The 16,166-nt window shown below is 70.2% G+C and carries 9 protein-coding genes and 1 pseudogene; 5 read left to right on the forward strand and 5 right to left on the reverse strand.

Annotation, left to right across the window (positions count from 1 at the left end; translation table 11 throughout):
- Window positions 1–31: 31 nt before the first annotated feature.
- From N4G70_RS12475 to N4G70_RS12490, 4 genes are read right to left on the reverse strand one after another with little or no spacing between them, the layout of a single operon-like run.
- Window positions 32–2,428 carry a beta-glucosidase gene (locus N4G70_RS12475; protein ID WP_261712654.1) on the reverse strand — a complete coding sequence of 799 codons (2,397 nt, stop codon included), beginning with the start codon at window positions 2,426–2,428 and terminating at the stop codon, window positions 32–34.
- A complete protein-coding gene (locus tag N4G70_RS12480) occupies window positions 2,425–3,243 on the reverse strand; it encodes a carbohydrate ABC transporter permease (protein ID WP_261712655.1) in 819 nt (272 codons plus the stop codon). The genes N4G70_RS12475 and N4G70_RS12480 overlap by 4 nt, the downstream gene beginning before the upstream one ends.
- Window positions 3,243–4,139, reverse strand: coding sequence for a carbohydrate ABC transporter permease (locus tag N4G70_RS12485; protein ID WP_261712656.1), 897 nt, complete (start codon window positions 4,137–4,139; stop codon window positions 3,243–3,245). The genes N4G70_RS12480 and N4G70_RS12485 overlap by 1 nt, the downstream gene beginning before the upstream one ends.
- Window positions 4,136–5,428 (reverse strand): ABC transporter substrate-binding protein, encoded by a 1,293-nt coding sequence (locus N4G70_RS12490; protein ID WP_261712657.1) that lies wholly within the window; start codon window positions 5,426–5,428, stop codon window positions 4,136–4,138. Before N4G70_RS12490 ends, N4G70_RS12485 begins: the two co-directional genes overlap by 4 nt.
- 180 nt (window positions 5,429–5,608) lie before the next feature.
- Here N4G70_RS12490 and N4G70_RS12495 point away from each other — a divergent pair, with 180 nt between their 5' ends.
- Window positions 5,609–6,646 carry a LacI family DNA-binding transcriptional regulator gene (locus N4G70_RS12495; protein WP_261712658.1) on the forward strand — a complete coding sequence of 346 codons (1,038 nt, stop codon included), beginning with the start codon at window positions 5,609–5,611 and terminating at the stop codon, window positions 6,644–6,646.
- 115 nt (window positions 6,647–6,761) lie between these two features.
- Window positions 6,762–8,171 carry an endo-1,4-beta-xylanase gene (locus N4G70_RS12500; RefSeq protein WP_261712659.1) on the forward strand — a complete coding sequence of 470 codons (1,410 nt, stop codon included), beginning with the start codon at window positions 6,762–6,764 and terminating at the stop codon, window positions 8,169–8,171.
- Window positions 8,172–8,199: 28 nt separating this feature from the next.
- Here N4G70_RS12500 and N4G70_RS12505 read toward each other — a convergent pair.
- A pseudogene (locus N4G70_RS12505) lies at window positions 8,200–8,439 on the reverse strand (RICIN domain-containing protein); the annotation flags it as partial.
- A gap of 193 nt (window positions 8,440–8,632) precedes the next feature.
- Between N4G70_RS12505 and N4G70_RS12510 the strand changes: the two are divergent.
- The 3 genes from N4G70_RS12510 (at window position 8,633) to N4G70_RS12520 (ending at window position 16,061) form a co-directional block, all read left to right on the forward strand.
- Window positions 8,633–10,186, forward strand: a complete 1,554-nt coding sequence (locus tag N4G70_RS12510) for a sigma-70 family RNA polymerase sigma factor (RefSeq protein ID WP_261712660.1) — start codon at window positions 8,633–8,635, stop codon at window positions 10,184–10,186.
- Window positions 10,187–10,683: 497 nt separating this feature from the next.
- Window positions 10,684–13,050: a non-reducing end alpha-L-arabinofuranosidase family hydrolase gene (locus N4G70_RS12515; protein ID WP_261712661.1), complete on the forward strand. Its 2,367-nt coding sequence runs from the start codon at window positions 10,684–10,686 to the stop codon at window positions 13,048–13,050.
- 422 nt (window positions 13,051–13,472) lie between these two features.
- Window positions 13,473–16,061 carry an RICIN domain-containing protein gene (locus tag N4G70_RS12520; RefSeq protein WP_399035184.1) on the forward strand — a complete coding sequence of 863 codons (2,589 nt, stop codon included), beginning with the start codon at window positions 13,473–13,475 and terminating at the stop codon, window positions 16,059–16,061.
- Window positions 16,062–16,166 lie beyond the last annotated feature (105 nt).

A 16,166-nucleotide genomic window follows, 5' to 3' on the forward strand; every position in this document is an offset into this window, starting at 1 on the left:
CCCGGCCGCCGCTTCCGGCCGCCGGGGCCTTTCATCGGCCCACCCCGGGACCGGTCGTGTGCAGAGCCCGCACGGTGACGGTGGCGTGGAGGCGGCGGGTGTGGTCGAGCGGGCGGACCGGGCCGCTCAGGCGCAGCGGCACGGTGAAGCGGGCATCGGTGCTGGAGGCTGCGATGCGCAGTTCCAGGGTGCCCGGTTCGACGATCCGGTGGCCGCCGCGACCGGTGAAGGAGGCCAGGTCGGCGGGGACCGTCAGTTCCATCCGGCACCCGGCGCCGGCGGCCAGCTTGATCCGCCGGTAGCCGATCAGCCGCTGCACCGGCTGCACCACGCTCGCCACCGGGTCGTGCAGGTAGAGCTGGACCACCTCGCTGCCCGCCCGCTCGCCGATGTTGCGCAGTTCGAAGGCGAGCCGGAACTCGCCGTCGGTGCCGGTCTCGTCGGTCTCCACCACCAGTCCCGACCAGGCGAAATCGCTGTACCCCAGCCCGTGCCCGAATCCGTACGCGGGTGTCGGGTCGCTGCTGGAGACACCGCTCGCCCCGGCCAGCCGCGCGGCGAGGTACGTCGAGGGCTGCACGCCGGGGTGTGCCGGGATACTGACCGGCAGCCGCCCGGACGGATTGACCCGTCCGCTCAGCACCCCCGCCACGGCCTGCGTGCCCGCCTCGCCGGGGAAGAAGCACTGGACGATCGCCGCGGCCTCGCGCACCGCTCGGCCCAGCGCGTACGGACGCCCGGCCAGCAGGGTGACCACGACCGGAGTACCGCAGTCCAGCAACGCGTCGAGCAACTGGTGCTGGATGCCCGGCAGTTGGAGTGATTCGGCGTCGCATCCCTCGCCGCTGGTGCCCCGGCCGAACAGGCCCGCCCGGTCACCGAGGGCCAGCACCACGACATCGGCCTGCCGTGCGGCACACACCGCTTCCGGGATTCCGTCGGCGTCGTCGGTGTCGATGCCCACCCCGCGCACGGTCCGTACCTCGCTCCGGGCGAACTCGGACTTCAACGCCTCGCTCAGCGTGGGGAGTTCGATGCCGAGTGGCACGTCCGGGTTCCGGCTGCCCACGTGCACGGGGAAGGCGTAGCAGCCCAGGACGGCGGTGGGCTCCTCGGCGTTGGGGCCGATCAGCGCGATCCGGGCGGGATCGCGCAGCGGCAGCAGACCGTCGTTGCGCAGCAGCACCACGGCCTGTTCGGCGAGTTCGGCGGCGACGGCCCGGCCGGCGGCCCGGTCGAGGTCGACCGTGCCGCGCAGCGACTCCGGTTCGCTCGGGTCGGCGCCGGCGAGGACCTCGGGCACGGGGTCCCAGTCCGGGTCCAGCAGGCCGAGTTGGACCTTCTGGACGAGCACCCGGCGCAGCGCCCGGTCGATGAGCCGCTCCGGGACGAGCCCGGAGGCGACGGCGTCGAGCAGGGGCTGCCCGTAGGTCTTCACGGTCGGCAGTTCGGTGTCGACGCCGCTGGTGAGGGCCAGGGCGGCGGCCTCCGGCCAGTCCTCGGCGACGCCGTGCAGGGTTTTGAGGAAGGCGATGCCGAAGTAGTCGGCGACCACCGTTCCGGTGAAGCCCCAGGTGTCCCGGAGCAGGCCGGTGAGCAGATCCTCGTCCGCGGCGCCGGGGATGCCGTCCGTGTCGGTGTAGGCGTGCATGACCGAGCGGGGGCGGCCTTCACGGACGGCCATCTCGAACGGCGCCAGGATGATGTCGGCGCGTTCACGCGGGCCCATGGAGACGGGCGCGAGGTTGCGCCCGGCGCGGGAGGCGGAATACCCGGCGAAGTGCTTGAGGGTGGCGACGACCCCGGCCGACTCCAGGCCCTGGACATAGGCCGTGGCGATGGTGGCGACCAGGTACGGGTCCTCTCCGATGGTCTCCTCGACCCGTCCCCAGCGGGCGTCGCGCACCACGTCGAGGACCGGCGCGAGGCCCTGGTGCACCCCGACGGACCTCAGGTCGCGTCCTATCTCGGCGGCCATCCGACGCACCAGCGCCGGGTTGAAGGCGGCGCCCCAGGACAGGGGCACGGGGTAGGCGGTGGCGCCCCAGGCGGCGAAGCCGGCCAGACACTCCTCGTGGGCCAGGGCTGGGATGCCGAAGCGGTTGGCGGCGGCGATCCGGCGCTGGGTGCGCGTCAGCGAGAGGGCGCCGAGCGCCGGGTCTACCGGGGCGGTGCCGAAGGGGCGGGTCAGCTGGCCGAGCCCGTACGGCAGCAGGGTGTCCAGGTCGGGCGGATCCTCCATCTCGTGCTGGTGCGGGGCGACTTCACCGCCCTCGTCGCTCGCACCGACCCAGACGCCGACCAGCTGGGCGGCCTTCTCCCTCAGGGTCATGGCCGCGATCAGGGCGTCGGCCCGGGCTTGCGGGGTGAGCGAGGTGTCCCGCCAGGCGGGAACACCGTCCGCGGCGGGGGGCCGGGTGTCACTCATTTTCCTCCCACACCCATCAGGCCCTGGACGAGGGCGCGGCGGGCGAACAGGTAGACGACAAGGATGGGAAGCATGGACAGCACCACGGCGCTGAGCAGTCCGGGTACGTCGACGCCGTGTTCGGTCTGGAACTCGTACAGGCCCAGGGTGATGACCTTGGTCGAGTCGGACTGGGTGAGGACGAGCGGGAACAGGAAGCCGTTCCACGCCTGGAGGGCGGCGAAGACCACGATGGAGGACAGGCCGCCCTTGGACAGGGGCAGCACCAGTTGCCGGAAGACCCGGGCCGGGGAGGCGCCGTCCATCGCCATCGCCTCGTACAGCTCGGGGTTGATGTCGCGCATGGCGCCGGTGAGGACCAGGGTGCAGACCGGGAGGCAGAAGGCCGCGGTCGGCAGGATGACACCGATCAGGTGGTCGTACAGCCCGGCCTTGCTGATCAGGTAGAACATCGGCACGATCACCGCCTGGGCGGGTATCGCCAGGCCGAGGAGGAAGAGCCGGAACACCCACCCGGTGGCGCGGCCCCGGGCCCGTACGATGGCGTACGCGAGCGGCGGAACGACCAGCAGGACGAGGGCGACCACGCCGGCGGTGACGGTCAGGGTGTTGAAAAAGTCCCGGCCGAAGCCGTTGGACAGGTCGGTGAGGTAGTTCCGCAGGGTCCACTGTGCGGGCCAGCTGATCGGGCCCTGGGTGGAGTAGTCGGTGCGGGTGCGCAAGGTGGCGAGCAGCAGCACGTACAGCGGCAGGCCGACGATCAGCAGCCAGATCAACGAGCCGAGTCCAGCCAAGTAGTTGGGGCGCCGGCGCATCACAGTCCCTCCGTCGTGCCGCGCATCCGGTCGTAGCCGGAGAGTTTGACCACGGCCAGGGAGATCAGGGTGGCGACGACCACCAGCACCAGGGCGATGGCCGACCCGGTTCCGAAGTCGTAGCTCTTGAACGCCTTTTGGTACATGTAGAAGGCGCTGACGGTGGTGTCGGTGCCGGGGCCGCCCTGGGTGAGGATCAGTACGGTGTCGAAGGTGGTGAGTCCGCCGGCCACCATCAGCACCAGCGAGGTGATGGCGGTGTTGCGCAGCTGCGGCAGGGTGACGTGGAAGAACTGCCGGACCATGCCCGCGCCGTCGACCGCGGCGGCCTGGTAGAGCACCTGCGGGATGGCTCGCGCGCCACCCTGGTAGATCAGGGCGTGGAGCGGGGTGAACTGCCACACCCCCACGAAGGTGAGGACCCCGAGCGCGCCACCGCGGCTGCCGAGCAGATTGCCGTCGCCGAAGAGCCAGGTCAGCTGGGAGGGCACGCCGAAGTTGGGGTCCAGGACGGCTCGCCACACCACCGACACGGCGGTGGCCGACAGGAGCAGCGGTACGAAGTAGACCGCCGACAGCACGGCCCGGTTGCGCTGGTGTCCCGCGGCCCACACCCCGAGGAGGAGGCTGACCGGCGTCTGGGTGAGCACGCCGAGGGCGGTGAGCAGCAGCGTGGTCCAGACCGACTGGCTCATCACCGGGTCGTGGATCAGCGCGTCCCAGTTGTCCAGGCCGTTGAAGCGCGGCTCGCTGATGCCGTCCCAGCTGGTGAAGGAGAGCACGGCGACCAGGGCCAGCGGCGCGATCGCGAACAGCACGAAGAACACCACGGCGGGCGCCGCCCAGGCGAAGCCGGGCCGCGCCACGCCCGCGCCGGACTTCGGGACGCGCTTCATGACAGGGGCAAGGCCTGCATGGCCTTGATGAAGGCGTCGGCATCGATCTTGCCGTCGAAGTACTGCTGGATGGCGGTGTGCATCGGGGTGGACGCGCTCTGCGGGTACGCCTGGTCCCAGGAGAGCTGGAACGAGGGGGCGGACTTGACCAGTCCGTACTGGTACGTGGAGTACGCGGGGCTGGCCGCCGTGTCGAGGAAGTCGACCGTGTTGACGGTGGTGGGCAGGTTGCCCACGGCGAGCTGCGCCTTGACGAACTCCTGCGAGTACATCAGCTTCAGGAAGGCGGCGGCGGTCTCCGGGTGCTTCGTCTTCTTCAGCACCGAGTAGAAGTTGTTGGTGTTGCCGACGATGTCGGCCGGGTCGCCCTTGCCGCCGCTGAGCGTGGGGAAGCCCGTGTATCCGAGGCCCGACTCGGCGAAGTCCGGGTTGGCGTCCTGCTGGGTGGAGTAGTACCAGGACCCCATGAGTTCGAAGGCGGCCCTGCCCCGGGCCACCAGGGCCGGTGAGCCGCCGTCGGTGAACTTCACGGAGTCGAAGTTGCCGCCGAACGCGCCGGATTCGGACAGCTCTTTGACGACGGCCAGCGCCTTGCGGCTGTCCTCGCTCGCCCAGGCGGCCCGGTCGCCGCCCACCGCCCGTTGCAGCAGGCCGGGCCCGGCGATCCGGTCGTAGAGGTACTCGAACCACATCAGCGTGGGCCACTGGTCGCCGCCGCCGAGCGCGATCGGCGTGATGCCCCTGGCTTTCAGCACCTTGGTGTCGGCGACCAGCTCCTCCCAGGTCCGCGGCGGGGTCAGTCCGGCGTCCGCCAGCACCTTCTTGTTGTGGAACAGCAGCACCGGCTGCGTACCGCGCATCGGCACTCCGTACGGCTTGCCGTCCACGACCGCCGAGTTGAACACCGACGGCAGGAAGTTGGCCTTCAGTCCCGGGTCCTTGGCGATGAAGCCGTCCAGCGGAAGCAGCAGGCCCGCCTTGACGAAGGGTTTGATGGAGCCGCCGCCCCAGTTGAAGAAGATGTCCGGGGCCTGGGGGGTGTTGATGACGGTCTGCAGCTTCTGCTGGTAGTCCGCGCCGGGGACGGTGTCGAGCACCACCTTGACTTTGGAGGTCTTGTTGAAGGTCTCGGCGATCTGCTTCTCGACCTTGTTGGTGGCGTCGCCGTAGACCATCACATGGATCGTCCCGGAGCCCGCGCCGGAGGAGGCCCCGCCCGATCCGCACGCCGCGGTCATGCCCAGGACGAGTGCGCTGGCCGCGGCGATCGCGGCGAATCTCGATGCCATACCCTGCCCATCATTCGAATGTTTCGGAGATTTTGACGAATGTTGTGGGCAAACTAGGACCGCTCTCGACACCCGTCAAGAGTTCTGGCGGGATCCGGTCCCACCGGCCGACCGGCTACCATCCGTGCCGTCGGCCGCCCGCAACTACGCTGGCCCAGCAGGGCAGTTCAGGAGAGTCCCGTGACCAGAGCCGCGACGCTCGCCGAGATCGCGCGGGAAGCAGGGGTCTCGGCCCCGACTGTTTCGAAAGTCCTCAACGGCCGAGCCGACGTGGCCCGGGCCACCCGGGAGCGGGTCGAGGAGCTGCTGCGCCGACACGGCTACCGGCGGCGGCGCGGCACCCAGAGCAACCCCCTGCTTGAGCTCGTCTTCCACGAGTTGGAGAGCGTCTGGGCGATGGAGGTGATCCGCGGCGTCGAGAACGTGGCACGCGAGGAGGGGCTGAGCATCGTGCTTTCGGAGTCGTCCGGGCGGCTCACCCCGGGCCAGTCCTGGGTGGACGGAGTGCTCGCCCGTCGCCCCACCGGCGTCCTCCTGGTCCTGTCCGGCCTGGCCCCCTCCCAGCAGGAGCAACTGGCCGGCCGTGACATCCCGTTCGTGGTGATGGACCCGGCGGGCGACCCGGGCCAGGGGGTGCCCGCCGTCGGCACCACCAACTGGGACGGCGGCCTGGCCGCCACCCGTCACCTGCTCGAACTCGGCCACCGCCGGATCGGCCTGCTCGGCGGGCCGGCCCGGATGATGTGCAGCCGGGCCCGGGCCGACGGATACCGGGCGGCCCTCGACATGGCGGGCATCGCCCATGACCCGGAGCTGCTCCGCGAGGGCGACTTCCACCATGAGGCCGGCCGCCGGATCGGGCTGGAGCTGCTGAGCCTGCCCGACCGGCCGACCGCCGTGTTCGCGGGGAACGACCTGCAAGCGCTCGGGCTCTACGAGGCAGCCCGTGAGCTGGGGTTGCGCATCCCCGAGGACCTCAGCGTGGTGGGCTTCGACGATCTGCCTCTGGCCCGATGGGTCGGCCCCCCGCTCACCACCGTCCGCCAGCCGCTGACCGAGATGGCCGAGGTCGCCACCCGCATGGTGATCGACCTGGCCCGGGGCAACCGGCCCGGAGCGCAGCGGGTGGATCTGGCGACCAGCCTCGTCGAGCGGAGCAGCACCGCCCCGCCACCGATGTCGTCCCGCGCGGTTGACGGACCATCACGGCGGCCCTAGGGTCACCGACTGAATCGGCGGCAGGACCGAAACTTTCGACCGGCCTGCCGCACGGTCCGCGTTCCACGCCCCACCGCACGTCCGTCTCTTCCCTCACAGAGAAAGGACCACGCCGGTGTCAGTCCGGACGCTCCGCATCCCCCTCCCCCCATACGCCCGGCGCGCCTTCGGCGCCGCCTCGGTCACCGCGGTCGCAGCCCTGGCCGCCGCCCTGCTCCCCACCGGCCAGGCCGGCGCGGCGGACAGCACCCTGCGTTCGCTCGCCGAGTCGAAGGGCCTCTACTTCGGTACCGCCATGACGCAGGGCGACCTGAACAACTCCGCACTCACCGCCGTCGCAGGCAGCCAGTTCGGCATGCTCACCCCCGGCAACGAAATGAAGTGGGACACCACCGAGCCCGCACGGGACAGCTTCAACTTCGCCCCCGCCGACAGGCTCGTCTCCTTCGCCCAGGCCAACTCGATGAGGCTGCGCGGCCACACCCTGGTCTGGCACAGTCAGCTCCCGTCGTGGGTGAGCAGTCTGCCCACCACCCAGGTGAGGGCCGCGATGGAGAACCACATCACCAAGGAGGTGGCGCACTACAAAGGCAGGCTCTACTCCTGGGACGTGGTGAACGAGCCGTTCAACGAGGACGGCACCTTCCGCTCCGACGCCTTCTACAACGCCATGGGCAGCGGCTTCGTCGCCGACGCGCTGCGCACCGCCCGCGCCGCCGACCCGACCGCCAGGCTGTACCTGAACGACTACAACATCGAGGGCCAGAACCCGAAGAGCGACGCCATGTACAACCTGGTGAAGTCGCTCAGGAGTCAGGGCGTCCCGCTGGACGGGGTCGGCTTCCAGGCCCACTTCGTCCTCGGCCAGATCCCCTCCACCTTCAAGGCCAACCTCCAGCGGTTCGCCGCCCTCGGCGTCAATGTCGCGATCACCGAGCTCGACGACCGCATCCAGCTCCCCGCGACCGCGTCCGCTCTCGCCCAGCAGGCGAGCGACTACGCCGCGGTGGTCCGTACCTGTCTGGCCGTCACCGGCTGCGTGGGCATCACCCAGTGGGGCGTCGGGGACTCGGACTCCTGGATCCCGGGCACCTTCCCCGGCTACGGCGCCGCCACCATGTACGACGCCAACTACCGGCCGAAGCCCGCGTACACCGCCTCCGCCACCGCCCTCGGCGGCGGATCCGGCCCCTCCCCCACTCCCGGTGCCTCGTGCAAGGTGAGCGGCGTGGTCAATGCCTGGAACAGCGGCCTGACCGAGGACATCACCCTCACCAACACCGGTTCGACCACGCTCAACGGCTGGTCGCTGGCCTTCACGCTGCCCGCCGGACAGACCGTGACGAGTTCCTGGAACGCCTCCCTCACCCCGGCCACCGGCGAGGTCACCGCCGGAAACCTCGGCTACAACAGCACGCTGGCCCCCGGCGCCTCCACCTCCTTCGGTTTCCAGGCCAACCACACCGGCGACACTTCCCTCCCCGCCTCGTTCAGCCTCAACGGCTCGCCCTGCACCACCGCCTGACGCACCTTCCCCCCACCCGCAAACCCGCTCAGCTCTTGCCCTGCGACCGCCAGATATGGTTCCTCTTGGTGCCGAGGGCGCCGGCCGGGTCACAGCTCCACTGGTGGACCAGCGCGCCGGGCGTGGTCGAGACGTTGCTGACGTCAACGCACTTGCCACTGTGGACGGCGACGAGTTGGAATTCCTTGCCGTTCCCGAGGGCTGTCACCGGGTTGAGGGTCAACTGCTGGTTGGCGGCACCGTTGCAGGTGTACTGGATGACGGCCGCGCCGTCGGCTCGTCGCGGTCCCGGCCTTCAACGAGCCCTGCCGTCGCGAGCTCGGAGCGGGACCACGTGCCGTACGCCCGCCCAGCACGTGTGACAAACCATGCATGGAAAGGCGCTGGGCTGGTCGGGTGTGCGGGACGGACGTTACGGTATGGCGCCGCAGTCGGCGGATCACTCCCTGAGGGAGGTGAGGATGGGGGAGTTCATGGACGCGGATCACGCGGGGCTGGTTGTCGCGGCGCAGGCCGGTGACGACCGGGCGCGCGAGGAACTGATCGCCGCGTACCTGCCGTTGCTCTACAACATCGTCGGGCGAGCGCTGAGCGGACATGCTGACGTCGACGACGTCGTCCAGGAAACCCTGCTGCGTGTGGTGCGCGACCTGCCTGCCCTGCGTGCCCCGGAGAGCTTCCGGTCCTGGCTGGTGTCGATCACGCTTCGCCAGATCAGTACCCACCGGCACCGCCGCCGCGCCTTCGCCGACCGGACCGCGGTCATCGACGAGGCACACCAGATACCGGACCCCGGCGCCGCGCCTGAGGACATGACGATCCTGCGCCTGCGGGTGTCCGACGAGCGCCGCCAGATCGTCGAAGCCGGCCGGTGGCTCGACCCGGACCACCGGACGCTGCTGTCGCTGTGGTGGCAGGAGAACGCCGGCCTGCTGAGCCGCGACGACATCGCCGCCGCGACGGGGCTCACGGTCGCCCATGTCGGAGTGCGCCTCCAACGCATGCGCGAGCAGCTGGAACTGACCCGGACGATCGTCGCCGCCATGGAGGCCGACCCGCGCTGTCCGCGGCTGGAGGAGACCGTCGTCGGCTGGGACGGTCTCCACACATCGGTGTGGCGCAAGCGGATCGCTCGCCACATCCGCGGCTGCCCGGTCTGCGCGGCGACGACGTCGACACGTGTGCCGACCGAGCTGCTCCTCCTCGGCATCGCGCCGCTGGCGGTCCCGGCCGGGCTCGTCGCCGCGCTGGCCGCCAAGGGCCTGCTCTCGGGTACGGCTGCGAGCGCCGCCGGCCTGGCCACGGCACACATCGCCGTCAACTCGGCGTCGGCGGGAGGCAGTCTGCACACCGCGCTGATCGGCAAGCTCTCCGCGGTGACCGCTCATCCGCTGGTGGCCCTCGCCACCAGCGCTGTGCTGGTCACCGGGGCCGCCACCTACGCTGCCTGGCCCGAGCCGGCGCATCGGGTGCCCGGCGTCGTCGCGGCTCCCCCTGTCGGCAGTCCCACGCCGATCCCCTCGCGCGTGGCCACGCCGGCCGGCCCGCCCCCCGTGAGTCCGTCCGCCACCGCAGGCACTGTTCCGCTGGGCGCACGGTCGCTGGAGTCCGTGGCCCACCCTGCCCTGTACTTCACCTATGGCGACGACTTCGCGACGCTCGGCCGGGTCTCCGCCGCCAGCGACGCGCGGACACGGCAGCGGGTCACCTTCACGGTCGTCGGGGGTCTGGCCGATACACGGTGCGTCACCTTCCGCGCGGCCGACGGCCGTTATCTGCGCCATCGCGACCTGCGGCTACGGCTGAGCACCAACGACGGCAGCCAACTGTTCCGTGAAGACGCCACCTTCTGTCCGCGCCCCGGGACGGTCGCCGGGTCAGTGACCCTGCACGCACACAACTATCCGGGGTCGGTGATCCGCTGCCGCGACGGTGGCATATGGCTCGATGGCTCCGACGGCACCCGGGCCTTCGCCGACCAGGCCTCCTTCCTCCTGCGCAAAGCCTGGATTTGAACGACCTCCTCGTGAGGCTTGAGACGGCTGGGCCGGACGCATGAGTCAACTGGGCCTGCCCGAAACCGACTTGAGAGCATCGCCCTGCGCATGGGGGAACAAGTCGCGCGATGACCGTCGGCGATCCCGCCGCCCCCTCTCCGCCACGACGACCAGACAACTGGGCTCGGCATAACACTTTTTGCCCGCGAGATGCATCACTGAGCAATCCTCCGGGCGGCGCCACTTTTCTGTTACGAGACCGCGGGTTCGGAAGCCTCCCCTCAGTGGGGTGCTCTCCCCGCCGCTCACCATGACGTGGCGGCGTGGCGGGTTCCCCGAACTCCCGTTGGCGTATCCCCTGAAGAAAGCGGCCCCATGACGCGACACATCCACGCCCCCGGGGCGACCGGGTCACATGTCCCGCTCCGCGCCCGACCCGCGACGTATCCACCCGTACCGGCCGACGCCCACACGATCACGGCACCGTGCGTGCCCCAAGGCTCCCGAGGAGAATCATGAAGGGCATGCACCGGCTCGGCCGGCGTCGCCTGACATTGACGACAGGACTGTCGGCAGTGGCGGTGGTCGCCGGTGTCGTGACGCTGCTCCCCAGCTCGGCCGGAGCCGCCGCCCTGGGTACGCAGGCGGCCCCCTCGGGCAGGTACTTCGGCACCGCTGTGGCCGCCGGCAGGCTCGGCGACTCGACCTACGCGGGCATCCTCGACCGGGAGTTCAACATGATCACCCCGGAGAACGAGATGAAGTGGGACAGCACCGAACCCTCCCGCGGCACCTTCACCTTCGGCCCCGCCGACCAGATCGTCAACCACGCCACCGCACATGGGCAGCGCATGCGCGGCCACACCCTGGTGTGGCACTCACAACTGCCCAGCTGGGTCCGCTCCATCGGCGACGCGAACACGCTGCGCAGCGTGATGAACAACCACATCACCACCGAGATGAGCCACTTCAAGGGCAAGGTCTACGCCTGGGACGTGGTCAACGAGGCCTTCGCCGACGGCTCCTCGCAGCACCGCGGTTCGGTCTTCCAGAACGTGCTCGGCAACGGCTTCATCGAAGAAGCGTTCCGCACCGCCCGGGCCACCGACTCCTCGGCCAAGCTCTGTTACAACGACTACAACATCGAGAACTGGACCGACGCCAAGACGCAGGGCGTCTACAACATGGTCAAGGACTTCAAGTCCCGCGGCGTGCCCATCGACTGCGTCGGTCTCCAAAGCCACTTCGGCGCCGGCGGCCCGCCCGCGAGCTTCCGGACCACCCTGGCCAACTTCGCCGCCCTCGGCGTCGACGTCCAGATCACCGAACTCGACATCGCCCAGGCGTCACCGACCGCCTACGCCGACGCCGTCAACGCCTGCCTGGCCGTGGCCCGGTGCGCCGGCATCACGGTATGGGGCATCCGTGACCGCGACTCCTGGCGCAGCGGCGAGAGCCCCCTGCTGTTCGACAACAACGGCAAACCCAAGCCCGCGTACACCGCCGTCATGGATGCCCTCAGGACCGCCCCCGGTACCACCCCCGGCGGCGGGGCCGGTTCCGGCGGGGAGATCAAGGGTGTGCCCTCCGGACGCTGTATCGACATCAACGGCTCCACCACCGCCAGCGGCACCCAGGCACAGCTGTGGGACTGCAACGGACAGGCGAACCAGGCCTGGGCCTACACCCCGGGCAAACAGCTGATGGTCTACGGCACCAAGTGCCTGGACGCCAAGGGCTCCGGCAACGGCACCGCGGTGGTCATCTCGGACTGCGACGGCAGCGCCCGTCAGCAGTGGACCATCAACACCGACGGCACCATCGCCGGTGTCCAGTCCACGCTGTGCCTCGACGCGGTCGGTGCGGCCACGGCCAACGGCACCAAGATCCAGCTGTACTCCTGCTGGTCCGGCGGCAACCAGAAGTGGAGCGGCCCCTCGGGTACGCCGACCCCGACGAAGCCCGCGCCGACGGGTGGCACATGCGCCCTTCCGTCGACATACCGGTGGACGTCGACGGGTGTGCTGGCGCAGCCGGCGAACGGGTGGGGCGCGGTGAAGGACTTCACCACCGTCACCTACAACGGCAAGCACCTGGTCTACGCGTCGAGCGTGTCGAGCTCGTCGTACGGTTCCATGGCGTTCAGTCCGTTCACCAACTGGTCGGACATGGCCTCGGCCCGCCAGACCGGGATGAGCCAGTCCGCTGTGGCCCCCACGCTCTTCTACTTCGCGCCCAAGAAAATATGGGTGCTGGCCTATCAGTGGGGTGCGTGGCCTTTCATCTACCGCACGTCGAGCGACCCCACCAACCCCAACGGCTGGTCCTCGCCGCAGCCCCTGTTCACCGGCGGCATCCCTGGCGGCGCGCCGATCGACCAGACCCTGATCGCCGACGACCAGAACATGTATCTGTTCTTCGCCGGTGACAACGGCAAGATCTACCGGGCGAGCATGCCGATCGGGAACTTCCCCGGCACCTTCGGTTCGACGTACACGACGGTCATGAGCGATACGACGAAGAACCTGTTCGAGGCGCCTCAGGTCTACAAGGTGCAGGGCCAGAACCAGTACCTCATGATCGTCGAGGCTCGGGGGGCGAATGAGCAGCGTTACTTCCGCTCGTTCACGTCCTCCAGCCTGAGCGGGTCGTGGACGCCGCAGGCCGGCAGTGAGAGCAACCCCTTCGCGGGCAAGGCCAACAGCGGCGCCACGTGGACCAATGACATCAGCCATGGTGACCTGGTCCGCAACAATCCCGACCAGACCATGACCGTCGACCCCTGCAATCTGCAATTCCTCTACCAGGGCAAGTCCCCCACCGCGAGCGGCCCCTACGACCAACTCCCGTGGCGGCCGGGTGTCCTGACCCTTCAGCGCTGAGCTGATCTGCCCGTCCACGGCGATCGTGATGCGGAGCGGCCTGCCGGAGCGGAGACGAGCGGTCCACGGCTCGGGCAGCCGCACCCGCTGAGCGGTACTCACCGCATCGAGGAACCCCAGTCGTGCGTCGGCTGGGGTTCCTCTCCTCTCTCCTCCGCGTATTCGTGCGGCCCGGTCGGCGAGGGTCGTCGCCGTCGCCGGTGAACCGTACGGCGCGGGCGGCAACCTTTTCCGGAGCGGCGGCAACTGACGGGTGACACCAAGGCGATCACACCCACGGGTCGTCCAGCCCCGCAGGCCGCGGCGCACCTCTGATCCCGGCGGTCGCACGGGCAGGGCCGAAGCAAGGAGCAACCCCCATGAACGAGATGGATCCCACGGCCCATGGCCGCAGCGGGCACAGGCGCGCAGCGGGCGGGGGTGTGAGACGTACGCGTGGGCGCCACCGCCGGCGCTGGACCGCGCTGGGTCTGGCGCTGGGCGTGCCCGGCGTCCTCGGTCCCTACCTGCTGTTCGTGCAGGCCTCCTCGGAGGCCGCGACGGTGGATCCCGACACCTATTACACGTTGGTGTCCGTCCGCAGCGACAAAGCGATGGCCGTGCCCGGAGCGGACACCTCGGACGGCGCCTGGATACGGCAGTCGAGCCGCGTGGCCGGTGCCGCGAGTCAGCAGTGGCGGCTACGGGCGGTGGGGGACGGATACGTCGAGCTGGAGAATCGCGGCAGCCACAAGGTCCTCGGAGTGCGGGGCGGCTCCACGCAGCCGTCCGCCGCCGTCGAGCAGCAGACCGACCACGGTTCCGCCTCGCAGCAGTGGAAGGTCGAGGACGCGGGTGACGCCGCGGTGAAGTTCGTCTCCCGGACGAGCGGCATGGTGCTTGACGTGTGGGGAGGCTCCGTCGGCGAGGGTGTGCCGCTCATCCAGTACGCCGACCGGGGCAGTACCAACCAGCAGTGGCGGCTGGTGAAGGCGTCCGGCTCCGGCGGGTACACCTGGCACAACGCGCAGATCGTGGGCGGTGGTTTCGTCACCGGGCTGGTCTTCAACCCCTCCCGCAAGGACCTGCTGTACGCGCGCACCGACGTGGGCGGCGCGTACCGCTGGGACCCGACCGCCGGCCGGTGGACCTCGTTGACCGACTGGATCGGTGGGGCCGACTGGAACCTGCTGGGGATCGAGAGTCTGGCGACCGACCCGGCCGACCCGGACCGGGTGTACCTCGCGAGCGGCAGCTACACCAACGGCTGGGCGGGCAACGGCGCGATCCTCCGCTCCTCCGACCAGGGCAGGACGTTCCAGCGCACCGACCTGCCGTTCAAGCTGGGCGGCAACGAGGACGGCCGGTCCATGGGCGAGCGGCTGGCCGTGGATCCCGCCCACCACGGCACGCTCTATCTGGGCACGCGCAAGAACGGCCTGTGGCGCAGCACCGACTACGGCGTGACCTGGAGTCAGGTGAACGGCTTCCCGGTCAAGGACGGTGCGAGCAGTGGAGTCGGCCTGTCCTTCGTGACGTTCGGCCCGGCCGGCAGCAGGACGATCTACGTGGGCGTGGCGGACAAGAACACCTCCCTCTACCGCTCCACCGACGGCGGCAGCACCTGGCAGGCCGTCCCGGGCCGGCCCTCCGGCGAGCTGCCGCAGCACGGTGTGCTGTCCGGCGACGGCTCCCTCTATGTGACGTACACCAACACCCCGGGCCCGAACGGGGTGACGGGTGGGTCGGTGTGGAAGTACACGCCGTCCACCGGGGCATGGAAGAACGTCTCGCCGTCCAGCGGCACCTACGGCTTCGCCGGGCTTGCCGTCGATCCGCAGCACCCGTCCACGGTGATGGTCACCACCCTGGACCGGTGGTGGCCTTCGGACGAGGTGTACAGGTCGACCGATGGGGGTGCCTCCTGGAAGGCGCTCGGCGCGACCTCGAAGCGGGACAACTCCGCGGCGCCGTACGTGGGTTCCGGTATCGGGCACTGGATGGGCGCGCTGGCCATCGACCCCTTCGATTCCGGGCATGTGCTGTACGGCACCGGGTCGGGGATGTGGGGCAGCCGCGATGTCACCGCGGCCGACCGCGGGGGCGCCACGCACTGGACGGTCCCGGCCGAGGGACTGGAGGAGACCGTCGTGCTCGCACTGGCCAAGGCGCCCGGCCTCCCCCTGATCAGCGCGCTCGGAGACATCGGTGGGTTCCGGCACGAGGACCTGACCAAGGTGCCGTCCAAGGCACTCACCGAGCCGCTGTTCACCAACACCACGGGCATCGACTTCGCCCAGGCGAAGCCGGCGTTCATGGTCCGGGTCGGTCTCGGCGGCGCGCAGCACGGCGCGTACTCGATCAACGGCGGAGCCGACTGGACGCCGTTCGCCGTGCCTCCCGTCGGCGGTGTGGGCGCCGGAACCGTGGCGGTCTCCGCGGACGGCGGCACCGTGGTGTGGACGCCCTCGGGCCAGCACCCGTTCTACTCGACCAACCGGGGCTCGGCCTGGGCGCCGGTCTCCGGGCTGCCGAAGGACGCGACCGTGGTGGCCGACCGTTCGGCGGGCAACACCTTCTACGCCCTCAGCGGCGGCACCCTGTACGCCAGCACCGACGGCGGCAGGCACTTCACCGCCCGGACCACGGGGCTCGCCGAGGGCCGGCTCAGGGCGGTTCCGGGCGCCACCGGTGACCTGTGGATCGCGGGCGGGAGCAATGGGCTCCAGCACTCGACCAACGCCGGGGCGAGCTTCACCAAGCTCGGCGGCGTCGAGCAGGCGAGCGCCATCGGCTTCGGCAAGGCGGCGCCGGGCGCCGGCCACCAGGCTCTCTACCTCAGCGGAACGGTGAAGGGCGTCAGCGGGCTGTTCCGTTCCATCGACGGTGGTTCGAGCTGGCTGCGGATCAACGACGACCAGCACCAGTTCGGCGGCAGCGCGATCACCGTCGTCGAAGGCGACCCCGATGTGTACGGCCGGGTCTACCTGGGCGGCTACGGCCGGGGCGTGGTGTACGGCGACCTGTCCTGATCGCCTTGCGCCGGGGGCGGGCAGCGGCGTGTGCCGCCGCCCGCCGCGGTCGCGGCGATGCCGGAACCGGACCGGCAACCTTTTCGCCTCCGGCGGCCACTGAAG

The organism is Streptomyces sp. ASQP_92 (genome assembly GCF_025399895.1).
GTDB lineage: Bacteria > Actinomycetota > Actinomycetes > Streptomycetales > Streptomycetaceae > Streptomyces.

Bases quoted from the DNA above. Each gene is read 5' to 3' on its own strand.
- N4G70_RS12480 (WP_261712655.1), bottom strand. From the start codon at position 3,243: ATGCGCCGGCGCCCCAACTACTTGGCTGGACTCGGCTCGTTGATCTGG.
- N4G70_RS12475 (WP_261712654.1), bottom strand. From the start codon at position 2,428: ATGAGTGACACCCGGCCCCCCGCCGCGGACGGTGTTCCCGCCTGGCGG.
- N4G70_RS12490 (WP_261712657.1), bottom strand. From the start codon at position 5,428: ATGGCATCGAGATTCGCCGCGATCGCCGCGGCCAGCGCACTCGTCCTG.
- N4G70_RS12515 (WP_261712661.1), top strand. From the start codon at position 10,684: ATGAAGGGCATGCACCGGCTCGGCCGGCGTCGCCTGACATTGACGACA.
- N4G70_RS12485 (WP_261712656.1), bottom strand. From the start codon at position 4,139: ATGAAGCGCGTCCCGAAGTCCGGCGCGGGCGTGGCGCGGCCCGGCTTC.
- N4G70_RS12510 (WP_261712660.1), top strand. From the start codon at position 8,633: ATGGGGGAGTTCATGGACGCGGATCACGCGGGGCTGGTTGTCGCGGCG.